The sequence below is a fragment of the Polyangiaceae bacterium genome, from assembly GCA_016715885.1.
In the GTDB taxonomy this organism is placed as follows: Bacteria; Myxococcota_A; Polyangia; order Polyangiales; family Polyangiaceae; genus Polyangium.
Window position 1 is genome coordinate 120,903 of the sequence record JADJXL010000021.1, and the last position, 26,495, is coordinate 147,397.

Genomic DNA, 26,495 nt, shown 5'->3' on the forward strand with positions numbered 1-26,495 from the left:
GGGGGAGTATGGATAAAAGTGAATCAACGAGCCACATCGCGACCGGCTCGAAGGTATCGATCGTTCGTTCACAAAGGCTCTCGCACGGGACTTTGCTTTGCGCCAATCTCACGCGATCGCGGAAGTTTTACGAAGAATTTTTGGGACTCGAAGTCGTACGGCACGCGGCTTCGGCCATGATGTTCCGCCTTCATACGGGAATGCATGTCGTTTGCGTCGAATGCGGTCCAGAAAAACTTTGGGACATGCATGTGCTCCACCATTGGGGGATTGATGTATATTCCCAAGAGGCCGTCGACGAAGCTCATCAAAATGCGATCTCGTATAAAGATCATTACGGGATGCAAAAAATCATGAAACCCGTTCTGCAACACGGTGCCTATTCCTTTTATCTCCAAGACCTCGACCGTAACTGGTGGGAAATACAGTGCTCTACGCTCGATCACGCGGCGTACTTCGCTCGTGGCGACGTCATGACGCCATGATCTGGGGCCTTCGCTGCGAAGACCCTGGCGCGGCACACCCATTGCAACTGCAATTTTCCGACAGGCTCGTGCATCCCGTCGCGGGCCGCAAGAAATGGCGCGCAATCGCCCTAACAAGAGGCTGAATGACCATGTTCCAGAAGCTTGATGTCTCGCTTGCTTTCGTGTTTGTCATTGCCGGATCCCTCGTGACTGGCTGTGGGCCGCAAGAAACCGCCATTGCCTCCAGCGCAACGAGCAGCAGTGGGCAAGGCGGTGGCGGTGGCGTGGGTGGCGACGGTGGCGTGGGTGGCACAGGTGGCACAGGTGGCATGGGTGGTGATGGCGGAGCGGGAGGAGCGGTTGCGTGGGCCAAACCTGCTTGCAATGGCATTTCCGGCACGTCTGCGGTGACATTTACGACCGACGATGGAGCGACGCTCGCGCAGACTCCCGGGCAGCTCGACGGCATTGGATACACGTTCGGGCTGGCGGCGCTGGATACGCCGAATACGCTGCTCGCCGAACACAAGGGCATTCTCTTGCGTTCGGAGGATGCTGGATGCACATGGAAAGAAATTGGCCAGCTTGACGGCGGGCCATTTCGCATCACGGCGGCGAAGGGGGGTCTCGCCTATGCATGGGCCGATAACGGCGCGGCGTTTTACCGCATTGACGAGACAGGGTCGCACAAGGTCGCTACGCCAGCGCAAAACGTCGTCGGCGTGGGCGTCGATCCGCAGGACGGATTGCATCTTCGCATTGGCGATGCCAATGGCGCGCTGGCCGATTCCAAAGACGGCGGCAATTCGTGGATGAAACAAGGTAGCTTCCCCGCGACGGGCATCGGTTATCGCTTTGCATTCGACCCGACCGACATCGATCACGTGGTGTTTGGACAATCGGTCGAGGGGGCGGCCGTTTCGTTCGATGGAGGCAAGACCAGCAAGCCCAGTGCAGGGCTCGGGACGGGGACGAACCCGTTTTCGATTGTCGTTTCACCCGTGGACCGAAACGTCGTCTGGGCCGAAGCGAAAGACCTCGGATCGGACACGCGATACATCTATCGTTCGACCGATGGCGGATCGACGTTCAGCGCGGTCGTGACCGAATCGCCCGAGGTTACGCTCATCAATGGGAATTTGCTCGCGCCGCACGCAGCCGATCCAAACGTGCTCTACTTCGTGTTCGGTAGCTGGTACGCTGACTATGGGACGGATCTTTATCGTTATGACCATGCGACCGGGAAGGTCACGAAAACACATAATGCGTACGATGAAATCGGCGCGATCGTCGCGTCCCCCGCGGACTCGAACCTGCTCTACCTCGGGCTCACCGTCGAGAACGGAATTTGAGCTCGCGCGGTTGATGCTCGAGCCGGCCTGCCTCCGCAGGGTGCCAACCGCCCGCTAGCGAAGGTGCCAACCACTTTCCGTGGCTGGAAGCTCGACGACACAGTCTTGCTGCCATCGATTCTTCAGCCAGGTAGCCAGTTGGTCAACTGAGGACCGGCCTTTACGTTAGATTTGGTCTTCATCGCTTACCTCCTAAGCGTGCCTCATTAACATGGTGATGAGCAAGCGCCAAGTCGTTCGAGCCACTTCCCCTTCCCAAGGTGCCAACCACTTTGAGAGGTCTAATTTAGATTGCTTTTCAAGGCGCTTCGGGAGATGTAAGTCGGATCGCTCATCTGCTTCGCTTCCGGTTGCTTCCGCTTCTTCCCCAAAGTGCCAACCACTTTCCGTGGCCGGACGTGCGATGACACCGTCTTGCCACCATCGGTTCTTCAACCAGATAGTCACTCCGTGAAGATGGGTCCAGCCTTTGGGGGCTGAGGCAATTACCTGACAAGCAGCCACAAAAACAGCAGCACCAGCGTTACGAACAACGCGGCCGCGCCCGCCGCAATGGCAATCTGCGTTTTTTGCGGCGCATTGTTCCAAAATGCGAAAAGCTTATCCATGCCCGACGCCGGAGCCTGCGGCGCTCCTTGATACGACGTCGACATCCATGCAGGCGCTGCTCCGCCCGGAAGCGGCCCCGTCGCCCCCGGAATGTTTCCCATTGGCAAATTCGACGCCATCGTGCCCGGAATGTTGACCATGGGCATGTTCGACCCCGTCATCAGCGGATGCGGCTGCGGCGCCATGCTCGGCGGGCGAAATCCAGGCTGCTGACCCGGCATTCCTTGTGGCGGTATCGAACCCGGATTCAAAGTGGGAAACACCGATGTCTTCACATCCGCCGGCGCACTCAACCCACCCGACATTCCCGGTGCCGGCGGCGGCGCAAATACCCCCGATGCCCCCGGCGTCGACGCCGGCGGCAATGGCGGCGGCGCAAACCCGAAACCCTGAGGACCCGCTTGCGGCGGCTGGTTCGGAAATGCGGAAGGAAGCGGCGTGCCCGGCGGCGGCAGCCCCGCAAGCTCCGGAATCATCCCGAATGGAGTCGTCTTCGTGTACGGATTCGTTTGCTTCGGAAAACTCGCATTCGGATTCGATACGACCGGACTCGGCCCGCTCCCCGAACGGCTCGCAGTGCGCGACGAATCGATCATCTGCGTCTTTTCACTGTCCGGCGCGCGCTCGGGAAGCTCGGGTTTCTCCGAAGCCTCGGGTTTGACATAGAACGTCGTCGGCGTGTCGCGTCGGGCCCCTCCATCGTCGTCCCGCGCTGGCGCGGGAGCATGCACGGCTGCCGCGAGTGCCTGCACGGGAGGCTCGAGCGGCGGATATGGATTGACGGCGGCACCTTCGGGCAATTGAAAGATTTCCGTTGCTTGGCTGAGCATCTTCGGCCGCACGCCCGATGGCGTCGGCGCTCCGCCCGCAAACGGTCCCGGTGAAGGTCGAGGCGCTGGCGCTGCAGGGCGCGCTTGAGGTTCGTCAATCCAAGCAGCCACGGAACGATCACCGAACGGCGCAAGCTCGCGGCACAGATCGAGCACGGTGTCGTAACGATCGTCGCGCTCGGGCGCGAGCGCACGCATGACGGCACGACTCACCGCCGCAGGAATGTCCGGCCGCAAGCGCGCAAGATCGGTCGGCGGGCCCGAGCAAAGCGCGTAGACGAGGTCGCCGATCGTGTCGACGTCGTACGGTTTTCGTCCGCTGAGACTCTCGTAGAGCACGACGCCGAGCGAGTAGAGATCGCTCCGGCCATCGACGGCGGAAGGATTCCGCAGTTGCTCGAGACTCATGTAGTACGGCGTGCCGACGGTCGAGCCCGTTCGCGTGAGCGATCCACCGGGAACGGGCGCATCCTGGCCAATCTTGACGATGCCGAAATCCAGTACTTTGACGTCGTACAAGTTGGGCTTCGGACCTGGCGCGAGGTGAATGTTGTCGGGCTTCAGATCGCGATGGATGATGCCCGCCGCATGCGCTTCCGCGAGACACTCGCCGACTTGCAGCGCAATGTTGATCGTCATCTCGAGCGGCAACTGTCCTGCGTCGTGGAGCAGCTCGCGCAGGCTTTGTCCTGCGAGCAGTTCCATCACGAGGTACGGGCCATCCGTGGGACTCGTCCCCATGTCCACGATTTTCACGGCGCGCGGACTTTTCAGCAGGCTCGTCGCGCGAGCTTCTTGTTCGAGCCGCTGATACATCGTGGGATCGAGCAGCGACTTCAGCGCGAGCCGTTGGCCCGTGCGCATGTGCTCGACCTCGTGCACGAGGCCGTTGCCGCCGCCGCCAATGAGACGCAGCACGCGATAACGCCCATCCACGATGGTGCCTGGACGAAACGAGGACACCTCTGCTTGCGCTTGCTCGGGGAGAGAATCAGTCATGACGACAGTACGAGAGACGGCAGTCTAGATCAGCTCGGGTGCGAGCGATACTTTCGACTGCACGCGGCTTGAACGTCGCATGCGTTGGCACTAGGGTGCCCGCCGACCATGGCGATGAACGAGCCTGCGGCTTCGCGAACGACGAACGGGGGCCGGTCCACGAGCACGACGGACATGGCGTTTTACGCGCTGGTCCTGCTCGCAGCGATTGCGTTCGCGGTTACGATTCACGTCATCTTCTACAGAGTCCCCGTCGAAGCGACGATGGGGATTGTCCAGAAGATTTTTTACTTTCACGTGCCCGCTGCCATCTCGATGTACCTCGGCGCGATCGCATGTTTCATCGGCTCGGCGGGGTACTTGGCAAGGGGCACGCGCAACTGGGATGCCCTTGCGCGATCGGGCGCCGAAGCGGCCGTCGTGATGGGCATGATGGTGCTCGTGACCGGTCCGCTCTGGGCGGCGAAGGCATGGGGCGTCTATTGGACGTGGGATCCGCGCCTGACGACGTCGATGCTCCAGGTGCTCATCTACATCTCGTACGTCGTGCTGCGATCGTTTGCCGGTGATGGCGATGCCGAGCGCAAGTTTGCCGCGGCGCTTGGAGTGCTTGGCGCGGCAAACCTGCCGATCATTCGGTATTCGGTGCAGAAGTGGGGCGGCAATCACCCGACGGTGATCTCCTCGGGCGGCGGCGGGCTTGGGCATCCCGACATGAAGCTCGCGCTCTACTTGGGCTTTGCCACGTTCGCTCTTTTGACGGTGCTTTTGATTTGGTCCCGTTATCGCCTCGAGGTCGCGAAAAACCGGCTCCAGGAAATCGAAGAAGAGGCGCTCGAGCTCGGGCTTGGTGAGGAGTAGTCGCGATGCAAGCTGAAGACACGGCAGGAAAGTACGAAGCACCCGCGCCCGGCAAGGCACCTCCACCGAAGTCGGCGGACGATCGATCGACGGCGTTTCGTCCGGTCGAAGGCGGAACGCAAATGCAGAGCGGCGAGAAGCTTCTCGTCGAGGCTTACGCGGCGATCTGGATCATCACGCTCATCTTCATCGTGTCGCTCTTCCGGCGTCAGAAGCGAGTCGATCAGCGCATCGCATCGCTCGAGGTTGCGCTCGAGAAAGCTCGCGGGCGGGGCGGATCGCAATGAACGACATTACGCAGATCACGCCCGAGCACGTGATATTCATCCCCAGCGTCCTGCTGCTGGGGCTCGTGATTGGCTACACGCTGGGAGCGCGCGCGGTGCGTGCCGAGTTGGACAAGCGCAGGAGCAGGATGAAGGAGTAGGACCGTGTTGGATTTTTCGCTCTCCGAAGAGCATCGCAGCCTCATCGAAACCTGCCGCCGTTTTACCAAGGAGCGCATCATTCCGATCGCGGCCGAGTGCGATCGCGAGAGTCGTTTCCCCATGGATGTCTTCCGTGACGCCTGGGAGCTTGGACTGCTGAACCCGACGATTCCCGCTGAATACGGCGGTGCGGGTATGGGCGAGCTCGAGAATACGCTCATCACGGAAGAGCTTGCATATGGCTGCACGGGCATCGAAACGAGCATGCTTGCCAATGGTCTCGCGCTGACGCCCATCAAGCTCGGTGGCACCGAAGAGCAGAAAAAGAAGTACTTCGGCAAGCTGGTCGCCGAGCCGATCATGGCGAGTTATGCGACGAGCGAGCCGGATGCGGGCAGTGACGTCGCGGGCCTCAAGACGCGTTTTTCCAAGCACGGCGACGACTACGTCTTGAATGGACAGAAGTGCTGGATCACGAACGCGAGTTACGCGAGCTTCTACGTGATTTTCGCGACGAGCAACCCCGACCTTCGGCACAAGGGCATCGCCGCGTTCATCGTCGATCGCGACACGCCAGGACTACGCGTGGGCAAGAAAGAGGACAAACTCGGCCAGCGCGCGAGCGACACGGCGCAAGTGTTCCTCGATGATGTCGTCGTTCCGAAGGCAAACCTTTTGGCGCCCGAGGGTAAGGGCTTCAAGCTCGCGATGGAGACGTTCAATCAGACGCGTCCCGACATTGGAGCTGCGGCGACGGGCCTCATGCGCCGGTGCCTCGACGAGTGCATCGCGTACGCCAAGGAGCGCAAGACGTTTGGCACGGCGATCGCGAATCATCAGCTCATCCAATGGATGATCGCCGAGATGGCGATTCGCACGGAGGGCACGCGTCTTTTGTATCAGAAGGCTGCGTGGAACCTCGATAACGGCGTGCGTGATCCCATCGTGTCGAGCTTTGCGAAGGCGTATGGTGCCGACAGCGCGATGCAGACGGCGGTCGACGCGGTGCAAGTCTTTGGCGGCAACGGTTTCGTCAAAGAGTATCCGGTCGAGAAGCTGATGCGCGATGCGAAGGTGCTGCAAATCTACGAAGGCACGAGCCAGATTCAGCGCATCGTCATTGCCAAGCAGCTTCTGGCTTGAAGCTGGAGCAAGCGCTCAAATCCAGGCCCCGTCTGAAACCGGGTCCGGTTTCAACTCGAATCATTTACCTTCGTACGCTCTCGCCTTGATGATCAGGGCGTATCAATTTCTTGCACCTGCCAAGAGGAGTACCTTTCCATGCGCACTCGGAAAAATCACCGTTCGGTGGCCAATCGGTCGTCACTGGGTCTCATGAAAAAGATCGGCGCAATGACGGGCATCGTGTCGGCCTGTGCCGCGTTTTTGGCGGGAGCCTGTGGCGATGCTCAACCGACGAACACGACGGGTGCTGGTGGCGCGGGTACCTCATCGAGTGGTGATGGTGGCACGGGGCTCGAAGACTTCACGACCAGCAGCAACACTGGCAGCGTCTCGAGCAGCAGCAGCTCGAGCAGCAGTTCGTCGGGTGCTGTTCCAAGTTGCCCGACAGGCGATCCGACCGGTGGACCGACGAAGGTAGCGGCGGCGTTTGGCGATGCGAGCGTGCAGACGGGGGCCGCTGTTGCATTCGACAAGTCGGGCAACATCCTCCTCGCGGGATCATTTGCGGGCAGCATCAATTTGGGTGGAACGACGCTGAACAGCGCCGGCATGGACGATGTGTTCGTCGCAAAGTTCACGCCTGCAGGACAACTTTTGTGGGCAAAGCAGTTTGGCGATGGTCAGTTGCAGACGGCTTCGGGCATTGGAGCGGATTCCAATGGCAACGTGTACGTCACGGGAAGCTTCAAGGGCAGCATCAACTTCGGCGGGGGTGCTTTGAATGCAAACGGAAATCTCTTCGTCGATATTTTTCTCGCCAAACTCACGTCCGACGGAAACCACGTGTGGAGCCAGCGGTATGGCGACGAAAACGTGCAGAATGCGCGTGGTTTGTCCGTCGACTCCGCGGGCAACGTGATCATCGTGGGAAGCTTCCAGAATAGCGTCAATTTTGGTGGGGCAAACCATACGAGCGCGGGTGCGCAAGATGCGTTTGCGGCGAAGTACAACAGCGCGGGCGTGTATCAGTGGAGTCGTCAATTCGGCGATGCGGCGGATCAATACGCGCGCGCCGTGTGGCTCGATGCGATGGGCAACGTGTATCTTGCTGGTGACGTAGCGGGCTCGATCGACTTCGGCGGTGGCGCGATGACGGCGACGTCGAAAACGAGTGCGTTCGTCGCAAAGCTCGATTCGCTCGGCGTTGCGGCGTGGGCGAAGTTGAGCACCGGGGATGCGGAGGGCAGCGCGAAGGCGAACGCGGTGGCGGTTGGGCCGAACGGCGAAGTGATCGTGGGCGGCAACTTCCGCGGCACGTTCGACCTTGGAGGCATGCCCGTCACGAACCCCGGCACCGACGATGCGTTCGTCACGGTGTTGACTGCAGCGGGAGCGCATACGTTCACAAAGACGTTCGGCGATAGCGAATCGCAGACGGCGATGGGTGTTGCGATGGCACCGAACGGCGATGTGTTCGTCGCGGGGAATTTCTCGGGCTCGATCGACTTCGATACGGGCATGCCGACGATGAGCGCAGGGGCGTTCGACGGGTACGTGGCGCGTTTGAATTCGAAGGGTTGTCCCGTCTGGCTTCGCACGTACCCGGGTCCGGGTGTTCAACTGACGCAAGCGATGGCCATCGATCCGACGACGGGCGGCGTTGCGGTCACGGGATCCTTCAATGGAACGGCCGACTTCGGCACCGGCGTGCTCACGGCGGCCGGTGATGATGTTTTTCTCTTGTCTGTCAATCCTTGAAAGAGGTCGCCTCGATTTCGAGGAATGAGCGTGTGAGGGCGCACTGCGATGCGGTGCGCCCTGTGCTTTGACGCAGCGAGATCTCTGGGCGCTGGTGATTTGGGCGTCTTCTGCGAGCGCATGTCGACGGCTCGGTGGCTCGGCTCTTGTACCGGCGCGGAAAGTCGTGAGATCTTTGCCAAAGGCTTGCGTCCGTGAGGCGTGAGTGAACGTGGGTCATTCGGGGCGCATTGCGCGTTTCCAAGCGGAGCACTTTATGGCTTTATTTCGGCAGCCTTCGAAAGGTTTATTGACCTCGTTGGCGGTGCTTTCTGGTTTGGCGGCGGCGGCTGCATGTATGCAGCCGGCGAGCGCGCAGGAACCCGCCGCGTGTCTTTCGTTCAACCCGGCCGATTGGCCTGCGCCGGCAAGGCCCTACTTCATGCTCGTCGTCGATACGTCCGGATCGATGACGGCGTGTACGACGCCGCCCACGAACTACCCCACGGAATGCAACCAGAATGCCGCGGGATACGCGCTGAATTCCTGCGGCATGAATCCCAGTCGCCTCAATGACGCCAAGTGTGCTCTCCGGCAAACCGTGCAGGCGTTCAGCGGCGAGGTGAACTTTGGCCTCGCAACGTTCGCCAGCTACTTGTCTGGTTGTAGTGGCGGCGCGTGCGGCAGCGACTGCGGAACACCGACCGGAGGCACGTGTAACTCCGACTTTTACGACGCCAAGTGCAATTGGAACGTGTTTCAGGACGCCGGTGGCACCGCTTGCGGCAACACGCCAGCATGTTCCCGGAGCTGGGCCATCCCTGCCAAACCTTCCGGAAGGCACGTGGCGCAACGGCGCAAACGTCGTCTTCGGCATCACCAAGGATGCGTGGTGGCTCCCTCCTGGACAGCCCCAGCCGAACACCGCCGAGCTTCTCCAGTGGTTCGATGGACAATGCGACAGCAGCCGCGAGCTCTTCGCGGCAGGCAGCACGCCCATCGCCGGCTCGCTCGAGGCCGTCACTCAATATCTGCGAGCAGGCTGGACGCGATGGACGAACAGCAACTACTGCCCCAATCCCACGTACACGTTCGGGACCCCGGCGGATACCAACGATCGAGCATGTCGCAGCATCAACGTCATTCTGTTGACCGACGGCGACGAGAGCTGTGACTCGCAAACGGACGCAGTCAATGCCGCATCGAACCTGTTCAACAACGGCGTGACGATTGGCGGCAAGACGTGGAAGGTCCCGGTTCACGTCATCAACTTCGCGGGCGGCTCCGTGACGGCGACGAATCAGATCGCCGCCGCAGGTGGCACGAACGCGTCGATTCTCGCGAACAACGAGGTCCAGCTCGCGAGTGCATTCGCGCAGATCATTGGTGGTGCAATCAAACCCGAGGTTTGCAACAACGGCGACGACAACTGCAACGGCTGCACGGACGAGGGCTACAAGCACTACTGCAACCAGCAGCAAACCTGCTGCACTTGGGCGACGCAGGGGCAGCGGACGACGTGCCTCAACAACTACACCGCGTCCATCTCGCCAGCCGATCCGGACGGCAACCAAGCGCTCCTGCCGTGCACCACGCCCACGCAGCAGACGCAGCCCGCCAACTGGCTCTGTTACAACCCCGGCGACGTCTGCGACGAGAACGACAACAACTGTTCGGACGGCGTCGACGAAGGGCAGCTCAAGTGCGGCAACCCCGCGGCATGTCCCTCGACCGAGATCTGCGACGGCAAAGACAACGACTGCGACAACCAGGTCGATGAAATCGGCGGCTGCGCTCCTTGCATTCCGTCGCCCGAGATTTGCGATGGTTGCGACAACGATTGCGACGGCGTGGCGGACGATGGCGTTGCCGCGATCCCGTGCGGTTTGGCGAACCCCGCGAACTGCACGGGTACGCAAGCCTGTTCGGCTCCGCAAAACGTTCCCGTTGGCACGTGCGTAGCGGGCGGCGGCTATCAGCCCTGCAACAACAATCCGCTGCCCGAAATCTGCGACATGATCGACAACGACTGCGACGGCATCACGGACGATGGCGTTCCAGGAATCGCGTGTGTGCCTGCAGGAACGCCGCCCGGGTTGAACTACAACCCGCCGAGCCAATGCAAGATGGGCACGCAAGCATGCGGCAGCAGCGTCTGCTCGGGGTTCGTCGGGCCCTCCACCGAGGTCTGCGACGGCATCGACAACGATTGCGACGGGCAGGTCGATGAAGGTGCAACCGGCGTGGGATCTCCGTGTGGTACGGCCATTTCGCCGTGTACGCCGGGAGCGCTTGCTTGCGTGAACGGTGCGCTGGTTTGTCAAGGCGGCACGCAGCCGACTCCCGAGGTCTGCGACAACATCGACAACAACTGCAACGGTGTCGTTGACGACGCGCCGCTCGCGGACGGTCCGGCTGCGGGGATGAATGGCTGCTGGACCGATGCGGGCAATTGCTGCTCGTTTGCCGGTCTGCAGTGGTGTCCGCCGGCCGGTGCGACCTGCAATGGAACCGGCACGCTCACGTCGCCCTGTTCGGCAGGCACGCTCGTCTGTTCGATGGGGGGCTGGACATGCCAAGGACCGCTCGGCCCGTCCGCAGAGGTTTGCGACAGCGCCGATAACGATTGCGATGGCATGGTCGACGACGTCACGGGCGTGGGTTTGCCCTGCGGAACCGACCAAGGCGAGTGCGTTGCTGGCGTCGCGCAATGCAGCGCGAACGGCATCATTTGCGTCGGCGCCGTCGGCCCGACGACGGAAGTTTGCGACAACAAAGACAACGACTGCGACGGCGCGATCGACGACGGCGTGCCGGGCGTTGGCCAACCGTGTGGCGTCAATCAGCCTCCGTGCACGCTTGGAACCACGGCGTGTGTAGGTGGCATGGTGGTTTGTCAGGGCGGAGTTCAGCCGCAAGGCGAGCTCTGCGACGGCATCGACAACAACTGCGATGGCTTGGTCGACAACGCGCCGCTTGCCGATGCGCCTCCGCCAAACCTGAACGGTTGCTGGTCGCTTCCCGGCAACTGCTGTTCGTTCGGCGGCTTCGAGTGGTGCCCGCCTCCGGGCGCTTCGTGCAGCGACGTCGGTACGCTCATGGCGCCCTGCAACAAGGGCACGCTCGCTTGTCAAGGCGCGCTCGGCTGGGTTTGTCAGGGCGACAATCCTCCGCAAGCCGAAGCCTGCGACGGCTTGGACAACAACTGCGATGGCGCGATCGACGAGGGGATGTTCCCTGGCGAGGGTGCCGTTTGCGGTAGCGACGAAGGCGAATGCGTGTCGGGTGTCATCGATTGTGCCGGCGGCATCCTCGATTGCGTCGGTGACGTTGGACCGAAGTCGGAGCTCTGCAACGGGCTCGATGATGATTGCGACGGCGTCATCGACAACGGCATCGTCGTCGGCGGCTCCTGCACGCCGATGTACGACACGACGCTCTACCCTGGGCCTCGCGACAAGGGCGCGTGCATGCCGGGCATTCTCGAATGCGATGGCATGGGCGGCAACGTGTGCGTCGGCGGCACGGGCCCGCAGCCCGAGGTTTGCGACGGCATCGACAACGATTGCGACGGCGCGGTCGATGAAACGGGTCCTGCTCCCGACGGCATCGACGGCACGGCCAATCCGAGTCCGCCCCCGATGGCGTCCGTTGGCGACCTTTGCGGCGTCGACACCGGCGCGTGTCAGCAAGGCCAATACGCCTGCGTGAACGGGCTGTTCCAGTGTCTTGGTGGCACAGGCCCGCAAGAAGAGTCGTGCGATTGCGACGACAACGATTGCGACGGGACGAACGACGAACAAGATCCGAACGCGTCGCCGATCTGCGCACCAGGCAACTCGTGCGTGAAATCGGGCACCGTGTGCGCGTGCGCGGCTCCGTGCGACGTCGGCGAGTTCCCGTGTCCGCCCGGTCAGAAGTGCGAGGACGTCATTGCGAGCGACACCGGCACGAACCTCGGGCCCTTCTGCATCCCCGACAACTGCGGCGATTGCACGAAGAAGACGGTGCTCAACGCGGACAACACGGTGCTCTGTGCTCCCGCGGGTTCACCGGCGAATGCCAACTGCGTCGTGCCTCCGGTCTGCGTCTGCAAGGGCGCTGCCACGGGGTGCAAGAATCCGTGCGACGGCGTGACGTGTGCTGGTGGTGAAATCTGCACCGACTACGGTCCGAACGCAGGAAAGTGCGTCCCGAACAACTGCTTCGGCGCGCCTTGTCAAGGCTGCGATCAGGTGTGCAACAACGGTTCGTGCGTGACGAACCCGTGCAAACCGGATTCGTGTCCCGGCCAGGAGTGCCAGCCGAGCGGCGACTTCACCACGTTCACCTGCATCGAGTCTTGCGCGGGCAAGCAATGCAACCCCGGTGAAGTCTGCAAGAACGGCACTTGCGTTGCGGACTGCAGCCCCATGTGTGCGGCGGGCCAAGTCTGTGATTACACGCAGATGCCACCGGCGTGCGTGACGAACAACTGCACCATGCCGTGCGCCAACGGCGGGGTTTGCGATCCGGTCACGGGCATGTGCGGCAACGATCCCTGCGCCGGTGTGGTTTGTCCGTCCGGACAAACCTGCCAGAACGGCGACTGCTTTACGGGCCAAGGCGGCAGCGGTGGAAGCGGTGGCAGTGGCGGTGGTGGCGTAGGCGGCGGCGAAACCACGTCATCGTCGTCATCGTCGGGTAGCTCGGGCATGGGCGGCGCGGCAGGCGCGGCAGCAGATACCGGCGTGTGGGGTCTGCCCACGGGCGGTGGTGGCTGCGCTTGCGAAGTCGGCGCAAAGGACCGAACAAGCGGCTTCGCGTGGGCACTTGCAGCGCTTGCGCTGGGCATTTGGCGCAGGCGTACGACGGGCCGTCGCGGCGCCAAGGAGGTGTCGCGATGAACTCGCTTCGTAAACCCCTCAGTGCATTCTTCTCAATGCTCGCAGTGTCCGCGCTCGGCGCGTTCGGCACGACGGGCTGTCAGACCGAGGCGTTCTGCTGGGACAATTGTGCCGGTGACGCGCCGAGCGGTGGATCCGGCACCTCCGTCGGCGGTGCCGGCGGCACCGGTGGTCAAGGTCAAGGTGGCGGCTTGGGCGGCGAAGGTGGTTGCCTCTTCGGTCAATGTGGCACCAGCAGCGGTCAGGCCGGCAGCGGAGGGTGCGTCCAGACAAACGGAGGCATCGAGATCTGCGACAACCTCGACAACGACTGCAACGGGATGACCGACGACAGCGCGGACATCAACTTCAACAGTCCGAAGACGTGCGGCACGTGTGACAACAACTGTTACGCGTTGCTCGACAACGCCAACCCGGCCGGAATCGCCTGCGCTTGGGACGGGACTCCGAATACGCCGGGGACCTGCCAATGCGGCCAGAACGGTCTCGCTGCTTGTGCCGCCGGGTATTACGACCTCAACGGCGACTGCAAGTGCGAGTACTACTGCGTCAAGACCGCAGACGACGATACTTTGTGCAACAACAAAGACGACGACTGCGACAATCTCAAGGACGAGGACGTCGACGTTTGCACGAGCACGACCGATTGCGGCGCATGCGGCAACAACTGCGTCGTGCTTCACGGCACGCCCGACTGCACGTCGACGGCAATGGCTGGCGAAGCGTGCACGCCGGCCAATACGAAGTGCTCGATTGCAGCGTGTGATCCGGGCTGGATCGACCTCGACAAGTCCTACGCCACGGGTTGCGAATACGCCTGCAACCCGACCAACGGAGGCGTCGAGAAGTGTGGTGACGGCATCGACAACGACTGCGATGGGCTCATCGACAGCGCTGACGATCTGTCGGGTGACGTGCAAATTGGAGCGCTGTGCTTTGGCGATCCGAAGGGCATTTGCGGACTGATTGCCAACGCAGGCACGTTTGCGTGCGTGGGCAACGACTACCAGTGCGTCGGGCCAAACGTCAAAGTTCCGGGACAGGTGCCCGAGACCTGCAACAACCTCGACGACGACTGCAACGGTCAAGTCGACGACAACCCCGGCGATGCGGGCATGCTGTGCGGCATCAGCAACATCTACCCGTGCAAGCGAGGCACGCAGCAGTGCATCAACGGCGCGCTTCAATGCATCGGCGCCATCAATCCGAGCACCGAGACGTGCGATGGCATCGACAACGATTGCGACGGCATGATCGACGACAACCCGAGCGACGTCGGCATGCAGTGCGGTCCCGCGACGGACGTAGGCGCTTGTCAATTCGGTGTCACGCAATGCGTGGCCGGCGTGAAGACATGCCAAGGCGCCGTCTCTCCGACGACCGAAACGTGCAACATGATCGACGACGACTGCGACGGCACCATCGATGACGTCTCGGGCGTCGGTACACCTTGCGGTCAGAGCAGCACCTCACCCTGCATGCTCGGCACGTTCCAGTGCGTCGGGACGAACCTTGCGTGCGTCGGCAACGTCGATCCGACGACCGAGATCTGCAACATGGTCGACGACGACTGTGACGGCTCCGTCGATGAAGGCTTGCCCCCGCAGCAATGCGTTCCCGCGGGCACGCCCCCGAACCTCGTTTACGGCGGCTCGAGCCAGTGCAAGCGAGGCACGCAGGCTTGCGGCGGGGCGTGCACGGGATTCGTGGGTCCGACCAACGAGGTCTGCGACGCAATCGACAACGATTGCGATGGCGTCGTCGATGACAACTTGATGCTCGGCCCGTGCAACGTGCCCGTTCCGCCACCTGCCGGTGCCACGTCACCGTGCATGGCGGGCACGTTCCAATGCACGTCCGGCGTGCAGACATGTCAGGGTTCCGTTGGACCAACCAGCCCGATCGATGCCTGCGGCGTCGATTCGAACTGCGACGGCGTGCTGACGGGTCAACCCAACCTGCAGAATGACGTGGCCAACTGCGGCTCGTGCGGCAACAACTGCTACGCGAGCGCCGTGCACGCCATCTGGGGTTGCGTCAACGGCATGTGCGCCTTCCAAGGATGCGAAAACGGCTACTACGACTTGGATGGCAACAACACCTGCGAATACGCGTGTCAATTCACGCAGGCGCAAGAGTCGTGCAACGGCTTGGACGACAACTGCAACGGGGCGATCGACGAAAACGTCCAGACCCCGACGCCCGTTCAGGTTTGCGGAGTGAGCCCTGCAGCCACGCGTCCCGAATGCACCACGGGCATCTCCGTCGCGTGTATCGGTGGCGCTTGGCAATGCACGTTCCCCGCAGGCGTTTGCACGGGCGGCTGTTCGTCGAACGACGAGATCTGCGACCTGCTCGACAACGATTGCGACGGCAACCTCAACGAAAACGTCGCCAATTACGGTCAAGCCTGTGCAAGCGACGATGCCAACCCCGTCCCGGGCCATGGCGCTTGTCGCACGACGGGTACGTACCTCTGCGCGGGTGCCTCAGCGACCACATGCAGTGCCGTCAAGGCAAACTGCGCAGGTTTGCCCGGCGGTTGCACCGAGCTGTGTGACGGCGTCGACAACGACTGCGACGGCAGCATCGACGAGGTCTTCACATCCAAGGGCGCGGACACGGCGTACTTCGTCAAACCTGCCGTCACGAAGATCGCGGCAGCCAAGTGGATCTACAGCTACGAAGCCAGCAGGCCGACTGCGACGACCATTTCGGCCGGCAGCGGCAACGGCTATCAGACGAGCGCTCCAGCAGGCACGACGCTCGACAAGACCCGTGCGTGCTCGGTTCCGAGCAAGCTGCCCTGGTTCAACGTCACGCCGCTCGAAGTCGAACAGACGTGCGTAGCCATGGGCGGATCCATCTGCGCCACGGCGGATTGGACCAGCTCTTGTCAGGCAACGGCGTCGTGCTCGTGGGGCTACAACCCACGCGGCTCCGCATGCACGTCCGCGCACACGGGGACCAAGTTCTGCAACTTGCAGCCGTACGACTTCGTCCCCGGTACCACCGGCGACCAGGATGGCCTCTTGCCCACGGCGTCGAGCCTCTTGCAAAACTGCTGGTCGGACTGGTCAAACCTGCAAGGCAATACCGCCGCGACCAACAGGATCTACGACATCACGGGCAACATCCGCGAGATCACGCGCAGTGCGCCGGGCACGTATCCGCTCATGGGCGGTGCGTTCAACGCCGATACGGGCGGCTCGACGTGCACGTTCGACTTCTACACGACGACCAACAACGCGTTCCAACTCTACGACCTCGGATTCCGCTGCTGTTTCACGTCGGATCCGACGCTCTGAGTCCCCCTCGTCTGGGCGCCACTTTTCGGTGGCGCCCGCTGCCCGTCAAACCTCTGTTCGATCGCCGCTCATCGCAGGAAGCGTGAACGACACCGTGCTTCCGCGCGCAACGTCGGTCGTCATTTCAATGTGCCCGCCGTGCGCTTCGACAATCCCTTTGGCCACGAACATTCCGAGCCCCGTGCCGCGACACGTTCGTCGTTCGGGAGGCGGGCGTCGTGAGAACACGAATGGTCGTTGAGACTCCGGGACACCTGGGCCCGAGTCTGTCACGTAAAACCGTACCGCCTGGCCGATTCGTTCGGCACCGATGGTGAGCGACCCTGTCTTGGGCATGAAGCGCAACGCGTTGCCCACGATCCGTGAGAACACTTGGAGTAGCCGGCTTCGATCGACGTAAAGCAATGGCAGGCCGTCGGCGATGTTCGCTTCCACCGTGATCGATTTGTCGCTCGCTGATGCCGTGGCCGCAGCGAATGCTTCCTGCACGATCTCCGCTGCGTCGTACACGTCTTGACCAAGCAAGAGCCCGCCAGCGTCGATGCTCGAGGCATCCACGAGGTCTTCGATGATCTGATTCATCTCGCCCGCAGAGCGGCGGATCGCGGCGATTTGACGCGCTTGCTGCGGCGAGGCGGCTTCGCGCGCAAGCATCGTCGTCGTCACGAGAATGACCCCGAGCGGATTGCGCAAGTCGTGCGTTGCGATTTGCAACAGATCGGCACGCCGCGCCTCCGCCGCATCCGCCCGCTGCTGGATGCGCTGGCAGCGCTCGGCGAGAGACTCGCTTGCCGACCTGTTGCCAACGCCATCCTTACGATCGCGAACCGTTGTGTTGCTGTCGGCACTCGCCGCGCCCTGCTGCTTGGTTCCCTTGTTCGATGTCGCCACGCGTTCCCTCGACTGCTTTCAGACTACGGCGTATTCGCGGACAGAGTGCAGTCCGTGCCCTCCGTAGTTCCGGGTCGGTATTTCCATGACGGTGGCCCGTCAGGCGTTTCCCGACACGAGGATGAGGTTGCTCGGTCCGCCACACGCGGGACGATGGGAAGTCGCATCGTTTCTCGTATGCACCGCCGTCAAACGGTCAGCTACGACAGCGAAAGCGTGGTGTACGATCGAGTGTCTACGAGATGATGGCATCCTTCAGCATGGGGGGTTCAACACGTGACGACGCGAGATGACAGCAGGCGCATGGAGGTCCGCGACGCAGATTCTCCGCTGGTGCTGATCGTTGACGACTTCGACGACAATCGGGAGATGTTTACGGAGTTCTTGTCGTTTTCTGGTTTCCGAGTTGCTCAAGCTGCGACGGGCAAAGAGGCAATCGAGCGAGCGTTTTCTCTACTGCCCGACTTGATACTGATGGACTTGTCGCTTCCGGAGCTCGATGGACTCGAAGCGACGCGATGCTTGAAGAGCGACGAAAGGACCAAGCGCATTCCCGTCCTGGCGCTCACGGGTCACGCAGTCGCAGGCCACTCGCGTGATGCGCGCGCAGCAGGGTGCGCAGCGTTTTTGACGAAGCCTTGTTTGCCCGAAGTACTTCTGAACGAAATACGCCGAGTTCTTTCTGGAATGACGCATGCCGTTTGAGCGGAGTGATTCCGCACCAGGGGAGGGACGATGCGCCTCTGCGATGCACGTCAAGATTGCGTGTGCGCGTTGATGGTTTGCCAAAGCTGTCGGGCAGCCTCGTCCCAATCCACCGGCTTGATGAGGACCGCGTCGAATGCGCTGTTGGCGAGCATCGCGCGCGTCGACAGGTCGCGTCGTCCCGTACACGCAAAGAGTGCCGTGTGCCTCGTGGCTGGGTCTGCACGTAGGGCTTCAGCCACGACAAACCCATCGATTCCAGGCATACGCAGGTCGCACAGCACGGCATCCGGCACGTCCTGCGTCGCCAGAAACACGCCACGGAGGCCGCCTTTGGCACGATCCACGTTGAACCCGTGCGCTTCGAGGGCCGCTTGGGCGTTGTCCAGGAAGTCCGTGTCGTCGTCGACAATCAGTACTCGAGGGACCGATTTTCGCGTCGTGCCCGCCTCGCTAGCACTTTCCGACATTCCGTTTTCTCCGCGCGCGTGTGTCGATACGCCGCAATTGCTGCGGCGTGCGACGGTGCCGGCGAAGCATTGTTTTGATTCGGATTGGCGAATGCGCAACGTGCGGCTGTATGGCGTTGATTGCCCTGATGTACCCCGTGATTTCCGTTCTTTCGCGTTTGTCGTGTTCCTCTGCGAAAAACCTTCCCTTTCGGCCAACTCATGCGCGCCACCGTCCCATTCTGGCACTGGTTGGACCTGCGTCCGTGCTCCAGGTGAACACTCATGATTGTCGACGAGATCTTTGTCGATCGCGTAGCGCATGACCTCCGGGGCGAGCTGTCGACCATGCTCGCCGGTGTGCACTACATGCTGCGTTTCGGCCGTGACGCTGCGGTTCCCCCGCGCGACATGCTCGAACGTGTTGGGGACGCTGGCGAGCGACTGACTCGGTTGATCGAGGAGTTCGACGATAGCGTGTGGCTGCTCGACAAACCCAAGCCGCTCCTGCCCGCGCCCACACGCCTGCAGGAATTGCTCGACGACGTCGTTACACGGTCGACCAAGCTCGCAGCACTGCGTGGAGTTCGTCCGAACGTCGAGATCATGGACGGTGGAGATCGCGAATTCACGGCTGACGCAGACATGCTCGCGCGCGCTCTTCTGTACGTTCTGGACTTCGCCATGCTGCGTGCGCCAAGCCCATCCGTGCGCGTGTCGGCGACGTTCGACGATGGCGTCCCCGTCGTCCGTATCTTCGACGAAGGCCCCACCATTCCCGATCCAGTCAAGGAGCGCCTCTTCGAGCCATTCGTCGAAAATGAGCTCGCCTCTTTGCTGCCCCAAGGAAAGCGCAAAGTGCGGCTCGGACTGGGGCTCGCGATATCACGCGCGATCTTCGAAGAACATGGTGGTTCGCTGGCCGTCGAATCCCCTGCCGATGCGAACTCTTCGGGCATCGTGCTGCGCTGCGTGCTCACCCGCTGACCGCGAGTTGCGACATGCATGCGGACATGCTCCCGTGTGCGGATGCGCCATCCGTTGCTCGTCGTGTGCGGATTTGCCGTTGCTCCGTTCCTTGCAGGCTGTGGCGAATCGCCAGGTTTGTCGCGTACGTGTTCAGGCATCGCGATCGACGCCGCATCCCTCGTCCTCTTGTCGACGTTTCAAGTCAGTGGCCTCGGTCGTATCGATGCGGATGGCTGCTTGACGGAAGTCCCCGACATCGCACTCGGCACCGATCCCGCCTTGGCAGGCGGTCGCAACGACGTTTTCGTCGTCGCGCGTGATGATCAGCTCGTGCACGAGGTACATGCGGACAGCCTTTCGTTCGGACGAACGTTTGTCCCGTACGAGGATGCCGAGCTCGACGAAACGCACGTGCTCGCATGCAATCAAGCCGTCAAAGGGACAAACCCTCAGGATGCCGATATCGATGCAGACGGCCGGCTTTGGGTGACTCGCTGGGACAAACCCACCGTGGCCATCGTCGAGTCCGACGGCAGCTTTTCCGGAAAGGTCGACCTGTCGATGTTCGCCGATGCCGACGGACTTCCGGAAGCTTCTGCCGTGCGAATCGTGGGTGACCGCGCGTATGTGACCATCGAGCGGATTGATCGTTGCGGTGGCTATGAGCCGTCGGGACCTGGGATCATCGTCGAGATCGATGTCGCGACACGTCAGGTCGTGAAGAGCATCGAACTTGGTGGAGCGAATCCTTTTGGTCGCATGACTGCTGCACCGTGGGATGCGTCCGGAAGCACCATTGCTGTCGCACTGCCGGGCCGATTTCTCGAAATCGACGATGGCGACGCAGCGGCGATGGTGGATCTGAAAGGCGGCAACGTAGTCGGCTTCGGGCGTGAAACCGAGCTCGGAGGATCCGTGACGGAGGTTGTCTTGGCTGCTCCAGACGAGGCCTACATGATTGTTTCGAACACGGACAATCCCGACATCAATGCGACGCATGTCGTGCGCATCGATCCACAGACGGGGCAGGTGGCCTCCACGCTCATCGACAGCCGCGGTTCCGATATGCCCGATGGCGGCTTTTGCCACATGGGCTTGGCGGTCGTCGGTGAACGGATTTTGGTGGGTTCGAGACCGCCATGTGAGACGGGCGTCGTGGTTTTCGAGCGCCAAACGGGGCAGCAGTTGGGCGTGATCCGCCCATCAAACTTGCCGCCAATCGCCTTGCAGGCGGTGCCTTGATGCTTGCACGTCCTTTGCCCTCCCGGGGTGAACTTCGTCTACCATTGACGCACCAGTTCGGAGTGCCTTGGCGTTCCGAATCCCCAGTGTTTCCAAACGAGTCGAGGCGTACCATTGGCTGAACGCGCACCGTTATCGACGCTCAGTTCTCTGCTCGCAGGGCGCGGCGTGCCCATGCGCGCGATCGAAGACGCGATTGCACGGCAAGTCGTGCATGGTTCCGACCTGGCTACGAATCTGCTCGAAGTCGGCGGCGCGGGCGAGGAGCTGCTTTTGGCAGTGCTTGCTGAAGCGTCCGGGCTCGAAGCTGCGCCGCTCGGCAGCTTGCCCGCGGCATCGCACGAGGCGCTGCGGTTGGTCTCGGCGGACATGGCAAGTGAGCACAACGTCATGCCCCTTTCGCTGTCGGGTGCGGCGTTGAAAGTCGCGGTCGCCGAACCCTTCATCGATGCGACTGCGGCTCTGGGGCTTGGTTCGCCTTTCACGGTGGTGCAGCTCGTTGCTCCGCTAGCTCGTATTCGGCAGGCGATTTCCAAGGCATACCGAATGCCGCTCGAACGTCGTTTCACTCGACTGCTCGGCAAGCTTGGCGAACCTGGGGCGATGCCAGGGGAGTCGAGGTTCGACATTCAGGACGAGCCCACGCAGGTCTCTGCGCTGCCATTCGTGGAAATGGCTGCATCGCGTCCGGCGACGCAAACGCCGTCGACATTGCTGACGGGTGGAAAGCCGGTGCCTGTGGCTCCAGCCGCGCCAAAGCAAGCGCCTCCCGAACAGCCTACACGACGCAAAGAGTCGGAACCGCCCGCCGCTTCACTCGCAGGTGGATCGGTGGATTCCGTTGGTGCTCCGACGATTCCTCCGCAGACGATTCCAGGCGACGTAGCTCTTGCCAAGGGCAATGCGCCCGCATGGACGACGCGGGTGCCTGTCGTGCAAGTCGTCGAGCCTCCGGCGGATTGGCGGCCGCTCACGAGCGACGACATGCCGGAGACGGTGCCCGCTCAAAGGCTCGCAGCGATGGCGGGCAAGGCTGAAACCAAGGCTTCCGGAGAGGAAGAAGGCGCGCCGGTATCGCGCCGAACGGCAGGCTCGGTACGTCGCGACACTGCCCGCGGTCGAGCGGCAGGAGGTTTTTTCCGACGAACCGTCGTAGGTGAGCACAAGGCACGGGAGCAGGTGCGCAAGGCTGAAATCGAAGCGCCCGTGCAAGAGCGCCGCGGTTCTGTTCGAGTTCGTCGCAAGGGGCCGTTTACCGCGCAAATGGCCGAAGAGGAGCTTGTCACGGCAGCGACTACCGACGTCGTGCTCGACATCCTGTTTTCGTTTGCCCATCAATTTTTCGAATACACGGTGCTTTTCGTGGTCTCCGGCGAATTGGCCGACGGGCGCGATGCATCCGGTCCGGGGCTCACCGCGACGCAAATCAAGAACGTGAGAATTCCGCTCGATCAGCCGAGCATGCTGCAGCTCGCGCGCGAGCGAAAAGCGCCGGTCACGGTTTCACCGGTTTCACACGGCGTCGACGTCCAGATCGTGCGGGATTTGGCGCGCGAGGCACGCTTCGAGACCGGTTATCGAGCGACCATCGCCATCCTGCCGGTTGTCGTGAAAAACCGCGTGGTTGCCCTGCTCCTCGGCGATGACGGGAACGTCGATGTCGACCTGTCGGCGCTTGGCGACGTCATCATCGTTTTGGGTCGCACCGTGGAAGCGCTCGAGCGGATCATTTTGCGCAAGAAGCTCGGAGCGGCGGGACGATCGCCTTCGGTGGCGCCGCCCGCGATGCCTTCGTCGGAACGTGGTGAAGGCTTGCGACCCGTGGGGTTGGCCGCGCTTGCGCGTGCGCTCGATACGTCGACCGGTGTCGATTCGGAAAGCGCTGTGGAATCGCAAGCCGCGAGTCTTCCGCCAACGAAGTCCGCGCCTACGGCAACGCTCATCTCGGCGGCAGCCACTCGCTCTCAAGAGTCGCCGAGCCCGCCCGTTCGTCGCGATCCTCCCGATGTGCTTCCCCGCAGCGCGAGGCAAGCGGCTCGTTCTAGTGGGACAAACCATAGCGACGCTACGTCATCGTCTGGCGAACCCGCGCCGGACGGTGACGTCCCCGATCCAGCTGCCCCGTCCGAACGATCAGGTCCGGGTTCGCGTCGCCGGCGTTTTTTGAATGGGCCACTCTCGCGTCCGCGTATCGCGCCGGTTGCGCATTTCGACGCGGGCGCCGACGTGTCCGACGAGCCGCCGCAGCAGACGGTGCAAGGCCTTCCACGCTCGCAACGTCGCGGTTTCACGCCGACGTTCGGAGGCCGAAGCAGGACTGTCGTCGCTCCGCGTCCCTTGCCGGCAAACTTGGGTTCCGCAGGCAAACCTGCCGCTCCGAGCGCCACGCCGTCGACGCTTGCGGGGCCGCCGCTGCCTCCCACCGTTCAAGCGAGGCGCCTGGGTGGTTTGGAAAAGCAAACCTTCGCGGACACGTCCAATTTGGCCGCGCAACAAGCCGAACGGGAAACGGTCGCTTTGCTGCAGCGGTTTGTCGAATCAAACGGTGCAGACGATGATGCCGGGCAGGCCATCGTTCACATGGGCGAGCGTGCGTTGCCCGCCATCATGGTGCGTTTTCCCGGACCTCTTGCGCCGGGAATCGATCGCGATTCGACCGATTTGCCTGCAGCATCGTCTTGTGGGCCGCTGTTCGCACTCGTCGTTGCGATAGGTGCCGATGCGGTGCTGCAAGTTGCGCAACGGGCCACATCGATTCTTTCCGAGGATCGATTCTGGGCTGCTCACGTGCTTGGTGAGATCGCGTGTATCGAGTCCGCCGAAGTCGTCGGTACATTGCTCTTCGACGACGATGCCTCGGTGCGTCGCGTTGCTCGACGATCTGCGACGAACCTCATGGCGTCCGTACCCGACGCAGCGAGCGTACTCGCTCCGATGCTCGAGCAAGCGGCGCGGAGCCCGGCCGATCGCTCGGGTAGGCGTGTCATCGCCCTGGAGACGCTTGGTGAGCTTGCGATTCCTTCCACGATTCCGGCGCTGATTGCGATGCTCGCGGATCCCGTTCACGACGTCGCCGATGCGGTTCACCGCGCGCTCGTGCAGATGACGTGTCAGGACTTCGGTCGCGATACGCGTCGATGGAGTGATTGGTTTTCCGCGAACGCCTCGAGGCATCGCGTGGAGTGGATCATCGATTCGCTGTTGCACGATTCGGCCGAGGTACGACGCATGGCAGCGGATGCGCTTGCGCCTGTCATCAATCGAGATCTCGGCTTCGATGCCGATGCTGCGCGTGACGAACGCGCGGCGGCGCACGTGCGGTACTTGTTGTGGTGGGAGCAGGAGGGGCGAACGCAGTTCGCTCAGTAGAAATTCCCCCTCTCCAACGTGTTGGAGAGGGGGCTGGGGGGGGAGGCTACTTCTTGTCGCCCGCTTCTTTCATGACCATGTCGATCATCTTCTTGAACTTCGGGAACGGCTGCGCGCCGCTGATGAAGTAGCCCGTCGTCGAGCCGGCTGCGGAGATCAAGAAGCCCGGCGTGCCGCTGATGCCTGCCTTGTCGGCAACGGCGCTCTCGGCCTCGATGAACTTCTTGTGCTCTTCGGTGTCGAGCGCCTTCTTGAACTTGTCGAGGTTCAGGCCGAGCTCTTCGGCGGCCTTTTCCATGTTCGGGCGGCTGAACGCGTCGGGCGTGCCAGCGGCCTTGAAGAGCGCGGCGTGCATCTTCCAGAAGCCATCGTTGCCCTTTTGCTTCTTGGCTTCTTCAGCCGCGAGCGCTGCGGGCATTGCGTTCTTGTGGAAGGGGAGGGGTTTGTGGCGCCAAACGATCTTGATCTTGTCGCCGAACGCCTTCTCGACCTGAGCAACCGTGTCCTCTGCGCGCTTGCAGTACGGGCACTCGAAGTCGCTGAAGATCTGCATCATGACCTTGGCCTTATCGTTGCCCTTCCAAGCTGCCTCGCTCGGGGGAAGGTCCACGGTCTTCTTCTCGGGCGGCGGCGGGGTCTTGCCGTCCTTGATGATGGTGTCGTAGAGGTCCTTCGGCGCAACGCCCTTGCCGAGCAGTTCCTGGGCCTTCTTGATTTCCTCGTCGATGACGGCCTTGAACTTCTCGATCGGTTGGGCGCCGACGAGACGGCGGCCGTTGATGAAGAAGTGCGGTGTGCCGCTCGCTTGGAGATCATCGGCCAGATCCTGGTCGGCCGTGATTTGCGCGGAGTACTTCTTGTTGACGATGGCGTCCTTGGCCTTGTCGACATCGAGGCCGAGCTCCTTGGCGTAACCGAGGAGGTCGTCATCGGAGAGCTTCTGGTTGTTCTTCCAGAGCAGGTCGTACGCATCCCAGAAGCCCTTTTCACCCTTCTGCGCGCGCGCTTCGAGGGTCAGCTCCGAGGCAGGCTCGGCGCGGGGATGCATCGGCAGCGGGTTGTGCTTCCAGACAAACCGCACCTTGTCGCCGTAGGTCTTGACGATCTCGTCGATCGTGGGAACGACGCGGACGCAGAAGGGGCATTGGAAGTCGGACCATTCGACGATGGTCACGAGCGCCGTTTCGGGGCCTTTGGCCGGAGAGTTGCCAACGGGGACCTTCCAAACCGTCTTGTCCTCGGCGGGCTCTTGCTTTGCGGGCGTCGGAGGCGCCTTCGCCTTGTTCTCTTGCGAGAGCTTGGCGTAGACCTTTTCGGGCTTCGTGCCGCTCGCGATCGCCTTCTGGGCCGCAGCGAGCTGCTCGTCGATGACGGCCTTGAACTTGTCGATCGGCTGCGCGCCCGACAAGAGAATGCCGTTGATGAGCGACGCCGGGGTGCCGGAGACGCCTGCTGCTTTGCCGGCTGCAAGGTCTGCGTCGACCTTCGCGGCATACTCTTGCTTGTCGAACGAGGCCTTGAACTTGGCTTTGTCGACGCCTGCCTGAACGGCCCACGTCTCGAAGTTTTCAGGCGTGAGGGCGCGCTGATTCTGGAACGCAAGCTCGTGGAATTTCCAAAATGCTTCGGATCCCTTGAGGCGGAAAACCGTCTCGGCAGCAACGGATGCCGGTCGGGCGTTCTTGTGGAACGGAAGTGGATTGGACTTCCAAACGATACGCAGCTTCTGCGGGCCGTACTGCTGCTTGAGTTGTGTCAACGTGGCTTCGACCTTCGTGCAGAAGGGGCATTCGAAGTCGCTGAAGAGCACGAGTGTGACGGGTGCCGTACGTGAGCCCCACGTGGGATCTTTGGACGATACCGGTACGGCGGCATCCGAGTCGTCCCATGCGCCAGCGGGGGAGGATCCCTCTGCAGCGATTTCCGAGCCGCCGCGAGCTCCAGCTCCGCGGTCGACACCCCACATCAGCGCCATTCCTGCCATGAAGCACAGGAGGAAGCCGACGATGGCAGTTCCCTTGTTCATGATTCCTTTTCTCTCTTTCCCATGTGTGATGCTTGCCGTGCCGTGGGATTTTCCCTTGGAACTGCAAGCAAACCCGGTCCCGACACGTTTGTCGGAACGAAACTCTTCGCTTCCGGCGCTGATCTTTCGATAAGCGCCTCTTCTCGACGCACGGTCGAAATCGCTCCCGCCGGCCTTCAATGGCGCGTCGAGGTTCGATCTCGGACAGCTCGTCGCGTCGCCTGCACGGCTTTCGCGGTGCG

The 26,495-nt window shown here is 62.2% G+C and carries 17 protein-coding genes; 13 read left to right on the top strand and 4 right to left on the bottom strand.

What is annotated here, in order from left to right; translation table 11 throughout:
• The first annotated feature begins 8 nt into the window (after window positions 1–8).
• Window positions 9–485 (top strand): VOC family protein, encoded by a 477-nt coding sequence (locus IPM54_31500; GenBank protein MBK9264315.1) that lies wholly within the window; start codon window positions 9–11, stop codon window positions 483–485.
• Window positions 486–616: 131 nt separating this feature from the next.
• The gene (locus IPM54_31505) at window positions 617–1,819 is read left to right on the top strand and encodes a dispase autolysis-inducing protein (protein ID MBK9264316.1); all 1,203 of its coding nucleotides are present in this window, start codon (window positions 617–619) and stop codon (window positions 1,817–1,819) included.
• A 485-nt stretch (window positions 1,820–2,304) separates the two neighbouring features.
• Here IPM54_31505 and IPM54_31510 read toward each other — a convergent pair whose 3' ends face one another.
• Window positions 2,305–4,257, bottom strand: coding sequence for a protein kinase (locus IPM54_31510; GenBank protein ID MBK9264317.1), 1,953 nt, complete (start codon window positions 4,255–4,257; stop codon window positions 2,305–2,307).
• A 108-nt stretch (window positions 4,258–4,365) separates the two neighbouring features.
• Between IPM54_31510 and ccsA the strand changes: the two genes are divergently transcribed.
• From ccsA to IPM54_31545, 7 genes are all read left to right on the top strand, one after another.
• On the top strand, window positions 4,366–5,118 hold the full coding sequence (gene ccsA / locus IPM54_31515) for a cytochrome c biogenesis protein CcsA (GenBank protein MBK9264318.1): 753 nt from the start codon (window positions 4,366–4,368) through the stop codon (window positions 5,116–5,118).
• A 5-nt stretch (window positions 5,119–5,123) separates the two neighbouring features.
• Complete coding sequence (locus IPM54_31520) at window positions 5,124–5,405, top strand: CcmD family protein (GenBank protein ID MBK9264319.1); 282 nt, start codon at window positions 5,124–5,126, stop codon at window positions 5,403–5,405.
• Window positions 5,402–5,545, top strand: coding sequence for a hypothetical protein (locus IPM54_31525; GenBank protein MBK9264320.1), 144 nt, complete (start codon window positions 5,402–5,404; stop codon window positions 5,543–5,545). Before IPM54_31520 ends, IPM54_31525 begins: the two co-directional genes overlap by 4 nt.
• A 4-nt stretch (window positions 5,546–5,549) precedes the next feature.
• Window positions 5,550–6,689, top strand: coding sequence for an acyl-CoA dehydrogenase family protein (locus tag IPM54_31530; GenBank protein ID MBK9264321.1), 1,140 nt, complete (start codon window positions 5,550–5,552; stop codon window positions 6,687–6,689).
• A gap of 138 nt (window positions 6,690–6,827) precedes the next feature.
• Entirely contained in the window at window positions 6,828–8,429 is a 1,602-nt protein-coding gene (locus IPM54_31535; GenBank protein MBK9264322.1) for an SBBP repeat-containing protein, read from the top strand.
• Window positions 8,430–9,178: 749 nt separating this feature from the next.
• Window positions 9,179–13,294: a hypothetical protein gene (locus IPM54_31540; GenBank protein ID MBK9264323.1), complete on the top strand. Its 4,116-nt coding sequence runs from the start codon at window positions 9,179–9,181 to the stop codon at window positions 13,292–13,294.
• Window positions 13,291–16,602: a hypothetical protein gene (locus IPM54_31545; protein MBK9264324.1), complete on the top strand. Its 3,312-nt coding sequence runs from the start codon at window positions 13,291–13,293 to the stop codon at window positions 16,600–16,602. The genes IPM54_31540 and IPM54_31545 overlap by 4 nt, the downstream gene beginning before the upstream one ends.
• Window positions 16,603–16,647: 45 nt before the next feature.
• On the opposite strand, the gene IPM54_31550 is transcribed toward IPM54_31545, so the two are convergent.
• Window positions 16,648–17,493 (bottom strand): HAMP domain-containing histidine kinase, encoded by an 846-nt coding sequence (locus tag IPM54_31550; GenBank protein ID MBK9264325.1) that lies wholly within the window; start codon window positions 17,491–17,493, stop codon window positions 16,648–16,650.
• Window positions 17,494–17,796: 303 nt separating this feature from the next.
• Between IPM54_31550 and IPM54_31555 the strand changes: the two genes are divergently transcribed.
• Entirely contained in the window at window positions 17,797–18,198 is a 402-nt protein-coding gene (locus IPM54_31555; GenBank protein ID MBK9264326.1) for a response regulator, read from the top strand.
• Window positions 18,199–18,248: 50 nt separating this feature from the next.
• Here IPM54_31555 and IPM54_31560 read toward each other — a convergent pair whose 3' ends face one another.
• Window positions 18,249–18,668 (bottom strand): response regulator, encoded by a 420-nt coding sequence (locus tag IPM54_31560; GenBank protein ID MBK9264327.1) that lies wholly within the window; start codon window positions 18,666–18,668, stop codon window positions 18,249–18,251.
• Between the two features lie 264 nt (window positions 18,669–18,932).
• Between IPM54_31560 and IPM54_31565 the strand changes: the two genes are divergently transcribed.
• The 3 genes from IPM54_31565 to IPM54_31575 all read left to right on the top strand — a co-directional run bounded on the left by IPM54_31565 (window position 18,933) and on the right by IPM54_31575 (window position 24,227).
• Window positions 18,933–19,634: a HAMP domain-containing histidine kinase gene (locus IPM54_31565; GenBank protein ID MBK9264328.1), complete on the top strand. Its 702-nt coding sequence runs from the start codon at window positions 18,933–18,935 to the stop codon at window positions 19,632–19,634.
• 42 nt (window positions 19,635–19,676) lie between these two features.
• Window positions 19,677–20,858 carry a hypothetical protein gene (locus IPM54_31570; protein ID MBK9264329.1) on the top strand — a complete coding sequence of 394 codons (1,182 nt, stop codon included), beginning with the start codon at window positions 19,677–19,679 and terminating at the stop codon, window positions 20,856–20,858.
• 114 nt (window positions 20,859–20,972) lie between these two features.
• Complete coding sequence (locus tag IPM54_31575; protein ID MBK9264330.1) at window positions 20,973–24,227, top strand: hypothetical protein; 3,255 nt, start codon at window positions 20,973–20,975, stop codon at window positions 24,225–24,227.
• Window positions 24,228–24,273: 46 nt separating this feature from the next.
• Here IPM54_31575 and IPM54_31580 read toward each other — a convergent pair whose 3' ends face one another.
• On the bottom strand, window positions 24,274–26,253 hold the full coding sequence (locus tag IPM54_31580) for a thioredoxin domain-containing protein (GenBank protein MBK9264331.1): 1,980 nt from the start codon (window positions 26,251–26,253) through the stop codon (window positions 24,274–24,276).
• Window positions 26,254–26,495: the final 242 nt, after the last annotated feature.

Bases quoted from the DNA above. Each gene is read 5' to 3' on its own strand.
- IPM54_31565 (MBK9264328.1), top strand. From the start codon at position 18,933: ATGATTGTCGACGAGATCTTTGTCGATCGCGTAGCGCATGACCTCCGG.
- IPM54_31500 (MBK9264315.1), top strand. From the start codon at position 9: ATGGATAAAAGTGAATCAACGAGCCACATCGCGACCGGCTCGAAGGTA.
- IPM54_31525 (MBK9264320.1), top strand. From the start codon at position 5,402: ATGAACGACATTACGCAGATCACGCCCGAGCACGTGATATTCATCCCC.
- IPM54_31535 (MBK9264322.1), top strand. From the start codon at position 6,828: ATGCGCACTCGGAAAAATCACCGTTCGGTGGCCAATCGGTCGTCACTG.
- ccsA (MBK9264318.1), top strand. From the start codon at position 4,366: ATGGCGATGAACGAGCCTGCGGCTTCGCGAACGACGAACGGGGGCCGG.
- IPM54_31545 (MBK9264324.1), top strand. From the start codon at position 13,291: ATGAACTCGCTTCGTAAACCCCTCAGTGCATTCTTCTCAATGCTCGCA.
- IPM54_31580 (MBK9264331.1), bottom strand. From the start codon at position 26,253: ATGAACAAGGGAACTGCCATCGTCGGCTTCCTCCTGTGCTTCATGGCA.
- IPM54_31505 (MBK9264316.1), top strand. From the start codon at position 617: ATGTTCCAGAAGCTTGATGTCTCGCTTGCTTTCGTGTTTGTCATTGCC.
- IPM54_31555 (MBK9264326.1), top strand. From the start codon at position 17,797: ATGGAGGTCCGCGACGCAGATTCTCCGCTGGTGCTGATCGTTGACGAC.
- IPM54_31520 (MBK9264319.1), top strand. From the start codon at position 5,124: ATGCAAGCTGAAGACACGGCAGGAAAGTACGAAGCACCCGCGCCCGGC.
- IPM54_31560 (MBK9264327.1), bottom strand. From the start codon at position 18,668: ATGTCGGAAAGTGCTAGCGAGGCGGGCACGACGCGAAAATCGGTCCCT.
- IPM54_31510 (MBK9264317.1), bottom strand. From the start codon at position 4,257: ATGACTGATTCTCTCCCCGAGCAAGCGCAAGCAGAGGTGTCCTCGTTT.
- IPM54_31570 (MBK9264329.1), top strand. From the start codon at position 19,677: ATGCGCCATCCGTTGCTCGTCGTGTGCGGATTTGCCGTTGCTCCGTTC.